Origin of the sequence: Nitratidesulfovibrio oxamicus, from assembly GCF_015731765.1 — a bacterium.
Taxonomy (GTDB): domain Bacteria; phylum Desulfobacterota; class Desulfovibrionia; order Desulfovibrionales; family Desulfovibrionaceae; genus Cupidesulfovibrio; species Cupidesulfovibrio oxamicus.
Window position 1 is genome coordinate 1 of sequence record NZ_VRYY01000027.1, and the last position, 8,859, is coordinate 8,859.

Consider the following 8,859-nt stretch of genomic DNA (forward strand, 5'->3'; position numbering starts at 1 on the left):
CCGCGCCCTGGACTGCGCGATACTGCCGCCGCCACCGGATGCCACGGGCGGTGGGCTGACCCGCATCCTGCTGGGCGGCGTTACCGGACCGGCCCGTGCCGCCGACACGCCGGGCAACGCCCCGCCCCTTGCTCCGGCCCTTGCTCCTCCCCTTGACGCTCCGGGGCGCTTCCTGCTGCACGGGCTGCTGCGGCCCGCCACGGCGCAGGCTCCGGCCCGTCTGGCCTTCCGGGTCATGGCGGAACATCCGGACAATCTTGACGCGCTGCTGGAGCCGCTGTTGGCCAAGCTGGCTGACCAGCCGAAGGGGACGCCGCCTTCGTCCGCGTCCCTCGAAACAGCCCTGCTGTCCACCGGTCCCCTGCCCGCCGGGCCGTCCGACCCGCTGGGACTGCTGCTGGCCACCTTGCACGGCGGCCCCGGCCTGCTTACCTGACACAGGGGACCGGCAACATCCTTCCGGGAAGGCTCCGCCTCTACGGCCCCCTCCGGCAAGGGAGCCGCGCCCCCTTGCAAACCCCTTCAGGGGGGAACGCCGTATTCCGGCATGTGCCCGCCCTGGCCACCAATTGCCCGTCATTTCCGGGGGGTGCGGGAGGCGTTGCCCCCCGCCCGCCGGAGGCGTACAAAGCCCCTTCCCGTCCCCGTTCATCACAAACCGAACACCCCAACCCGCCCGCCACCTGGCGTGCCGCCCGTCACCCCGCATGACCGACACCGCTTCCGCCGCCCCCCACCTTTCCCTGGCCCCGCCCCTGCGGGCCGACGCCCCGTGGCTGGCCCCCCTGGCCGGGTATTCCGACCTGCCCTTCCGCCTGCTGTGCCGCGAGCACGGCGCGGCGGCCTGCTGCACCGAAATGGTCAGCGCCAAGGGGCTGCTGTACCACAGCCCGGGCACCCGCGACCTGCTGGCCTCCACGCCTGAAGACGCGCCACTTGTCCTCCAACTGTTCGGGGCCGACGCGGACATCATGCGCACGGTCATGCCGGGGCTGCTGGAACAGGGCTTTTGCTGGTTCGACCTGAACATGGGCTGTTCGGTGCCCAAGGTGGTCAAGACCGGCTGCGGTTCGGCCATGTCGCGCAACATGGACAACGCCCTGTCCGTGGCCCGCGCCATGGTGGAGGTGGCCGGTGAAGGCAGGGTGGGCTTCAAGATGCGGCTGGGCTGGCAGGCGGGCGAGGAAACCTGGCGCGAAATGGCACTGCGGCTGCAGGACGCGGGCGCGGGATGGATCACCCTGCACCCCCGCTTCGCGCGGCAGGGCTTTGGCGGCGAGGCGCGCTGGAACGCCCTGCGCGAACTTGTGGCCGCGCTGTCCATTCCGGTCATCGCCAGCGGCGACCTGTTCACGGCGGCGGACGCGGTGCGCTGCGTGCGCGAAACGGGCGTGGCCACGGTGATGTTCGCGCGCGGGGCCATGAACAACCCCGCAGTGTTCGACGAATATCGCGCCCTGCTGGCCGGGGGCCAGCCCCCGCCGCCCGACGCGGACCGGCTGAAGGCGCTCATCCGCCGCCATCTGGAACTGGCGCTGGCCCATTCCGGCGAACGCACCGCCCTGCTCAAGATGCGCACCTTCGTGCCGCGCTACGTGCGCCACATTCCCGGCGTGCGGGCGCTGCGCAACCGGCTGGCCTCGTGCCTGGACCGCGACCTGCTGGAAGAACTGCTGGAAACCCACCTGACGGCGCAGGCGTTCGCGGAAGACGGCGGCGTCGACCAAACCACAACCAACCCCGATGGAGAGGCCCGGCCATGAAGATCATTCGCGCCCGCACGGCGGGCTTCTGCATGGGGGTCAGCCTGGCCCTGCGCAAGCTGGACCGGGAAGTGACCGAAAACAACGCGCCCATCGCCACGCTGGGCCCCATCATCCACAACCCGCAGGTCATGGCCCACTACGAGGAGCGCGGGGTGCGCTGCCTGCGCGACACCACGCAGGTGGCCCCCGGCCAGCGGGTTGTCATCCGCGCCCACGGCATTCCCGTGGCCGAGGAAACAGCCCTGAAAGCCACCGGCGCTTCGGTGGTGGACGCCACATGTCCCAAGGTCAAGCGCGCCCAGTTGGGCATTGCCGAGGAACGGGGCCGGGGCAGCACCCTGCTGCTGTTCGGAGAGGCCGACCACCCGGAGGTGCGCGGCCTGCTCTCCTACGCCGGTGAAGGGGCCATGGTCTTCGGCTCGCTGGACGAACTGAAGCGCCTGCCGCTGCGCGACGACGTGGACTACTTCCTGGCTGCCCAGACCACCCAGGACCGCGCGGGCTTCGAAGACGTGGTGGCCTGGCTGCGGCAGCGCCTGGGCCGGGACATCCCCGTGCTGCAAACCATCTGCGACGCCACCCGCAAGCGCCAGCAGGAGGCCGTGGACATTGCCCGGCGGGTGCAGGCCATGGTGGTGGTGGGCGGCTTTGACAGCGGCAACACCCGGCGGCTGGCCGATGTGGCCCGCGCGCAGGGGGTGTTTACCGTGCACGTGGAGACCGTGGACCAGCTTCCCGTGGACGAGTTGCGAAAAAAATCAGTCATCGGGCTAACGGCGGGGGCCTCCACGCCGAAAAGTCTTATTGACGCCGTGCAGCGGTTTCTGGAATCCTTGTAATCCTGTTCCAAGGCGTTTACGCCCGCCGAAACCGGAAAACCGCACCCCCGGCTTGCCCGATCGGCCCGATCAGTCCAGCCGGCCCGGTTGTTCGGACCGCGCAAGCGGCGAAAGCCCGCTGCGGAACCCAGACGCCCCGCACGTATCGAAAGACGCGACGCACCAACGGAGGGGACCATGTCCCAGACCAACATCCTGCTTGAAGCCGGGACCAACGAACTCGAAATCGTGGAATTCCACCTCGAGGAAAGCGCCACCGACCCCGCAACGCCCAACTACCGGGGCTACTACGGCGTCAACGTGGCCAAGGTGCTGGAAATCATCCGCATGCCCAAGGTCACGGGCCTGCCCGAGGTGCAACACCCCTCGGTGCTGGGGGCGTTCAACCTGCGCTCGCACATCATCCCGCTGGTGGACCTCAGCCTGTGGCTGGGCAAGCAGCGCAGCGAAAGCGAGCCGCCCAAGGTCATCGTTACCGAATTCAACAACGTGACCACCGCGTTCATGGTCTCCGGCGTCAACCGCATCCACCGCATCAGCTGGGAGGAAGTGGAACCGCCGAACAAGTACGTGGCTGCGCTGTCCAACAACTCCATCACCGGCGTGGTCAAGCTGGAGGGGCGGATCATCTTCATCCTGGACCTGGAGAAGATCGTGGCCGACCTCAACCCGCAACTCGGGCTGCGCCTGGACGAAGCCGTGGACTGGTCGGCCAACACCCGCTACCGCGCCCTCATCGCCGACGACTCGGGCCTGATCCGCGAAATGCTCAAGGACCTGATGCAGAAGGCCAACTTCGAGGTGGAGGCCGTGAACAACGGCCGCGAGGCCTGGGAGCGGCTGGTGGAGCTGAAGCGCAAGGCCGAGCAGGAGGCGCGCCCCGTCACCGACTACGTGCAGGTGCTGGTTTCGGACATCGAAATGCCCAGCATGGACGGTCACAACCTGTGCAAGCAGGTCAAGGATGACCCGGCCCTGAAAAAGCTGCCCGTGGTGCTGTTCTCGTCGCTGATCACCGACAAGTTGCGCCACAAGGGCGATTCGGTGGGGGCCGACGACCAGATTTCCAAACCCGAGGTCACGGCGCTGGCCAAGAGGTGCCTGGCGCTCATCGAGGCAGCCAAGTAGCCGACGGGGCACTGCATTGCACGACACCCCTGGGGGCGGTGCGCCATGCGGCGTGCCGCCCCCCTTCGTTGGACGCCGTTGGCTGAACACTGGCCCGATACCGCCTATCTGGAGCCGATCGCCGAGATGTTGCTGCTGGCCCGCCCCAGAAGCGGCCTTTTCGTGGCGCAGCGGACCGGCGCCAGGCGTTCCGCAGGGGCATGCCGCCCGCGCCCGGCCCGTTACGGCCCGCCACCTTGCGGCTGCAGGGGGTCACCAGCATCCCTTCGTCGCGGGCAACGCTGGTCTAGGGCCTGCGCATGCCGCCCACGGGCACCGCGATGCGGTTGCCGTCCAGCACCTTCAGATCGCGGTTCCAGGTGTTGACAAGGTGCGGCCCGGTCGGCCTGCGCCGGGGCTGCTTCCAGATTGAGATTTTCCGCTCGTCGGCAAGGAAAGCAAGCCCGCCATGGGGGAGCATGCCTCAGCCGTTGGGCGAACTTGCGACCCTTACGGCTGAAGACAGCAAAGCCATGGCGGGCAGGGGGTGGACGCGTTGCGCACGATGTCCGTAGGGCTCGAGGCCTCGCCCAACGGCAACGCTTCGCGCCCTTCGGGTCGGTCGTTGCGCACGATGTCCGTAGGGCTCGAGGCCTCGCCCAACGGCAACGCTTCGCGCCCTTCGGGTCGGATGCCCGCGGGCGAAAGGACCATCCGGAAACAACCCCTAGGACAGGTCGCCCTCATCCACCAGCCAGCGGCCCGCCCAGTCCGGCAGGGCCGTGAAGCGTTCGCCGCCGGGCAGGGTCAGGCGCACGGCGTGCAGCAGCATGCCCTGGCCGCAGGCGGGCCCACCGTACTTGCGGTCGCCCATGATGGGGTGCCCGCGTTCCGCAAGCTGCACCCGTATCTGGTGGGTGCGTCCGGTATGCAGGCGCACCAGCAGCAGGGACGCCCCATCACTGCGCCGCAGGGGGGTGACGGTGCAGGCGGCGTGGCGGCCAGCGTCAGCACCGGCGCCTGCATGGGCCGCGTCAGTACCAGACTCCGCGCGAACCGCGTCATGCACGCCGGACACCACCACGCGGGAGGCGGCGGCATCCCCGCCCACCCGGCGCACTTTCTGGCGGCCGGGGGCCCCCTGCTTCTCCAGCCGGTCATGCAGGGTCAGCGCCCCCTCGTCGGGCCAGCGCCCCGCCACCCAGGCCAGGTATTCCTTCACCAGCCCTTCCCGCGCCGCAAAGGCGTCGGACAGCGCCCGCAGCCGGGCATAGCTGGTGGCCACCAGCAGCAGGCCCGAGGTATCGCGGTCCAGCCGATGCGCGGGCGTGGGCAGAAAATCCGCCCCGGCGTACTGCGCCGCAAGCCGGGCGGTGACGCAATCATCGTGCCCGGTGCCCGGCTGCACCGCCAGCCCGGCGGGCTTCAGCAGCACCAGCAGCCCTTCGGCGCGGCCCGCCACGGGCAGGGATGATGCCTGAAATTCCGGGCGCGCGCCGCATGCCCGTGGACCTGGTGCCGCCGCGCTTCCCGCTGCTGCCGGACCACAGGCCGCGCCCTCACCCGATTCGGGGTCAAGGGGGCGCGGTCCCCTTGCGGGGCGCGGGGCGGAGCCCCGCTCTTTTCCTCCGCCCGCATTCGCCGACGCATTCCGCACCGCTTCCTGCCCTGCATCGGGCGCACTTCTCCCGACAACCGGGTCCCCCTCTCCGCCCGCCAGGGCAAAAGGCGGCACCCGCACCACGTCGCCCTCGGCCACGCGGTCGAAGGGCTTGCAACGCCCCCCGTTGATGCGCACCTGCCCGGTGCGCACCCAGCGCTGGATGGCCGACTGCGGCGCGCCGCAGCGCCGTTGCAGGTACTGCACCAGCTTCTGCCCGGCCTCTGCGGCGGTGACCACGAGCGGTTCTGCCATGACGTAGGGTCCGTGCGTTGAGGGTTGTGTGGCGGGATGGCCCTTGCGCGCCAACGGGATCGGCCACCGCGAGGCCGCAGGACCATGTCAGCCCCTGTGCCCTGTGCGGGCACTGTGCAGACACTGCGCAGGCGACCCGAGCAGAACGCGCAGTCGCCGGGCAGGCCGCCCTTCGGTACGAAAACGCCCGACGGGTGCTTGGGCATCCCGCCGGGCGTGGTCATCGGGCAAACTGGGGACGAACAGGGGCAAGGGGGCGCTTCCAGCAGGGGGAAGGCTGGCCCGGTGCCTGGCTACTGCTGTTCGTTCTCGGTCTTGTCCGGCGCCGTGTTGGGGTCGGCCTTGGACAGGTCGAGAGGATAGGCCAGCAGCATGGTCTTGCGGCTTTCCAGGCCCAGGGCGCCGGGGTGGGTGTTCACGCACAGCACGATGTCGGTCACGCCGTCGTTGTTGAAGTCGCCCACGGTGAAGTCGGCCACGGAACCCTTGATGCGGCGGGTCTTCCATTGCAGGTTCAGGCCCACGCCATCCCAGTACAGGGCGTGGATTTCGCCCTGCGGGAAGAAGCGGTAACGTTCGAAGAACTGCGCCGCGGTGGAAATGGGCCGGTTGACCAGCAGTTCCCAGTTGTCGTCGCGGTCCAGGTTCACGGCGTACATGCGCAGCGGCACGAAGTAGATGTTCTTCAGCTGCACGCGGTCCTTGCCAAGGCCCGGCATGGAGGGTTCCTCGGGAATGCCCTTGGACGAACCGGAGTAGTTCTCGTCGGTTTCGGACAGGCGGGCGCCGCGGTCGGTGTGCACGCGCAGCCGCTCGTTTTCGGTAAGGATCACGCACTTGTCGCCTTCACCCTTGCTGCCGGGCAGGTAGGTGAAGTTGAACACGTTGGTGCCTTCCGGCAGGTCCACACGCTTGCCCGTGACCAGTTGGTCGCCGGACTTCAGCATTTCGTACACCCCGGGCTTGAACAGGCGGGGGTTGTCGCCGCGCTGGCCGATGAGCGTGGGGATGTAGTCCGGGGGCAGCTTTTCCACGTTCAGGTAGAAGCGCACCCGGCGCATCACTTCGGTGAACTGGCCGCCCTTCCAGTTGAGGATGAACGATTCCGGCTCGCCGTCGCTGTTGTACGCGCTGACCACGATTTCCTTCAGGCCGTCGCGGTTCCAGTCCAGGGTGCGGATGTTCAGGCATTCGGCCATGCCCGGCGAGCGGTATTCGCCCATGGGCACCAGACGACCGTTGTCCCAGCGGTAGGCATAGACGGCGTGGTCGTCCAGCATGAGGACTTCGTTCTTGCCGTCGCCGTCAAGATCGTCCACCACCATGCCGACGGCCGAATAGTTCAGCGCCTGGCTGCGGATGCGGCTGTCGCCTTCCGGCGAGCCCGCGTAGCGGAACTGCGGGTTCAGATACACCTGCTGGGGCTGCGCCTCGTTGTGCACCAGCTCGGGGTTCATCTGGTTGACCGCCTTGGGCGCGGCATTGGCGGGGCCACCTTCGCCGGGGCGCTTGAACACCTCGGCGTTGATGGAGTCGGACACGCCCTTCAGGGCGGGAATGAGCCCGGCCACCTTGGCGTTGGCCGACTTGGGCCATTCCTTGCCGTCACGGTCGCGCACGCGCACGTCCAGGCTGCAATCCTCGCCCACCACGGTCACGCTGCCCCACACGGCATAGTCCGCACCCAGCGAGGCCTGGGCGGCCCTGGCCTGGGTTTCGGTTTCCGGCGGGGTGACCTTGGCGGAGGCTTCCTTGGAAACGGGATGGAAGTTGTCCTTCCAGTACAGACGCGAAGTGAGCATCTCGGGGATGGCCCGTTCGAGATACTTGTAGCCGGCGGGGCCGTTGACCTTGAACGGCAGCACGGCGAAGCTCTTGGGGGCCGGCGCGGCCATGGCGGTGGCGGCGGAAAGCAGCAGGGCAAGCACGAGCGCCGCCGAGCGCATGAGCAGTTGCATCAGGTTCTCCTTGGTTCAAGGGCGCATCCCCGCGAGCATCCCGGAAGGGGAAGGGGGATTGCCTTGGCGCTGAACGCTCTCATAATATCTCTTGATGGCCGAAGCAACCATAAGGTAGGAGCGGCGCTGTGCCGTCCGCATCCGGTCGCACCCGGTCGCACCCGGTCGCACCCGGTGGGGGCAGGGGTGAAAGACGCAGCGCCGCGCCGGGGCGGAGCCGCCGGTATCGTCACGGGCACATCGGCAAGCACGTGTCGGCACGGCACGTTGCCCGACACAGTGCCCCGCTTCTGTTGCCCCAGCGTGTCCGGCCCGTTTCGCCAAGTGTCACGGCATGCCGACGCGCAGCCATCATCAATCACATTTCCCCCGACGCCATGACCGCACCCGCCGCCCGTTCCTTCCGCATCGTGTGCCCGCCCGCGCAGGTGCCCCTGGTAGAGGACCTGCTCCGCGCCCAGGGCTACGGCTTCGACCCGGAGCCGTTTTCCCCGTGGTGCCGCCGCCTCACCGAAGAGCCGCGCCCCCTCGGCGGCAGCCTGGCCGCGTTCTTCGGGCTGATCTACATCCAGGACCGCTCGTCCATGCTGCCCCCGCTGGCGCTGGCCCCGGAAGCCGGAGCCGCCGTGCTGGACATGTGCGCAAGCCCCGGCAGCAAGACCGGGTTCCTGGCCCAGCTGGTGGGCCCGCACGGGCTGGTGGTGGGCAACGAGCCCAATCACACCCGGCTCGCCACCCTGCGCCAGAACCTTTTCACCTTGAATCTCGTCAACGCGGTTACCTGCTCGCACCCCGGCGAAGCGCTGCCCCTGCCCGACGGCTCGTGGACGCGCATCCAGCTGGATCCGCCGTGCTCCGGCTGGGGCACGGTGGAACGCAACCCCTCGGTGCTCAAGCTGTGGCAGGGCGACAAGGTCAAGCCGCTCATCGGCATCCAGCGGCGGCTGCTGGCCGAGGCCGCGCGGCTGCTGGCCCCCGGCGGGCGGGTGGTGTTTTCCACCTGCACCACCAACGTGCACGAGAACGAAGCGCAAGTGCTGTACGCCCGCGACGAACTGGGGCTGGAACTCGTGCCGCTGGATCCGCCGCCGGGCTTCGTGTTTGCCGACCCGGAGCTGCCCGGCTGCGAGGGAACCCTGCGGGTTGACCCGGAACGCTCGGGCGCGCAGGGCTTCTTCATCGCCTGTCTGCGCAAGCCCGGCCCCAGGGGGACGGACAACGACGCGGGTCCCCTGGCCGCGTGCCCGCCCCTGCCCGACGCCGACCGGGTGCGC

Annotated in this window: 7 protein-coding genes and 1 pseudogene; 5 read left to right on the forward strand and 3 right to left on the reverse strand. The window is 68.9% G+C overall.

Going from position 1 to position 8,859, the window contains the following annotated elements; all coding sequences use genetic code 11:
* From FVW20_RS01360 to FVW20_RS01375, 4 genes and pseudogenes are all read left to right on the forward strand, one after another.
* Positions 1–436, forward strand: a pseudogene (locus FVW20_RS01360) (hypothetical protein); the annotation flags it as partial.
* A gap of 271 nt (positions 437–707) precedes the next feature.
* Positions 708–1,763 carry a tRNA dihydrouridine synthase gene (locus FVW20_RS01365; RefSeq protein WP_196607970.1) on the forward strand — a complete coding sequence of 352 codons (1,056 nt, stop codon included), beginning with the start codon at positions 708–710 and terminating at the stop codon, positions 1,761–1,763.
* Positions 1,760–2,605 (forward strand): 4-hydroxy-3-methylbut-2-enyl diphosphate reductase, encoded by an 846-nt coding sequence (ispH, locus tag FVW20_RS01370; RefSeq protein WP_196607971.1) that lies wholly within the window; start codon positions 1,760–1,762, stop codon positions 2,603–2,605. Before FVW20_RS01365 ends, ispH begins: the two co-directional genes overlap by 4 nt.
* Before the next feature lie 177 nt (positions 2,606–2,782).
* Positions 2,783–3,733 carry a chemotaxis protein gene (locus FVW20_RS01375; protein WP_196607972.1) on the forward strand — a complete coding sequence of 317 codons (951 nt, stop codon included), beginning with the start codon at positions 2,783–2,785 and terminating at the stop codon, positions 3,731–3,733.
* A gap of 286 nt (positions 3,734–4,019) precedes the next feature.
* On the opposite strand, the gene FVW20_RS19530 is transcribed toward FVW20_RS01375, so the two are convergent.
* The 3 genes from FVW20_RS19530 to FVW20_RS01390 all read right to left on the reverse strand — a co-directional run bounded on the left by FVW20_RS19530 (position 4,020) and on the right by FVW20_RS01390 (position 7,585).
* A complete protein-coding gene (locus FVW20_RS19530; protein ID WP_231038766.1) occupies positions 4,020–4,193 on the reverse strand; it encodes a hypothetical protein in 174 nt (57 codons plus the stop codon).
* A gap of 246 nt (positions 4,194–4,439) precedes the next feature.
* Positions 4,440–5,627, reverse strand: coding sequence for an RluA family pseudouridine synthase (locus tag FVW20_RS01385; RefSeq protein ID WP_196607973.1), 1,188 nt, complete (start codon positions 5,625–5,627; stop codon positions 4,440–4,442).
* A 293-nt stretch (positions 5,628–5,920) separates the two neighbouring features.
* Complete coding sequence (locus tag FVW20_RS01390; protein WP_196607974.1) at positions 5,921–7,585, reverse strand: FG-GAP repeat domain-containing protein; 1,665 nt, start codon at positions 7,583–7,585, stop codon at positions 5,921–5,923.
* A 377-nt stretch (positions 7,586–7,962) separates the two neighbouring features.
* Here FVW20_RS01390 and FVW20_RS01395 point away from each other — a divergent pair.
* Positions 7,963–8,859: NOL1/NOP2/SUN domain family protein (locus FVW20_RS01395; RefSeq protein ID WP_231038767.1), on the forward strand; the 897-nt coding region annotated here is incomplete at its 3' end.

What these genes read in the sequence shown, in the direction of transcription:
- FVW20_RS01385 (WP_196607973.1), bottom strand. Translation starts at nt 5,627, where the DNA reads ATGGCAGAACCGCTCGTGGTCACCGCCGCAGAGGCCGGGCAGAAGCTG.
- FVW20_RS19530 (WP_231038766.1), bottom strand. Translation starts at nt 4,193, where the DNA reads ATGCTCCCCCATGGCGGGCTTGCTTTCCTTGCCGACGAGCGGAAAATC.
- ispH (WP_196607971.1), top strand. Translation starts at nt 1,760, where the DNA reads ATGAAGATCATTCGCGCCCGCACGGCGGGCTTCTGCATGGGGGTCAGC.
- FVW20_RS01390 (WP_196607974.1), bottom strand. Translation starts at nt 7,585, where the DNA reads ATGCAACTGCTCATGCGCTCGGCGGCGCTCGTGCTTGCCCTGCTGCTT.
- FVW20_RS01375 (WP_196607972.1), top strand. Translation starts at nt 2,783, where the DNA reads ATGTCCCAGACCAACATCCTGCTTGAAGCCGGGACCAACGAACTCGAA.
- FVW20_RS01365 (WP_196607970.1), top strand. Translation starts at nt 708, where the DNA reads ATGACCGACACCGCTTCCGCCGCCCCCCACCTTTCCCTGGCCCCGCCC.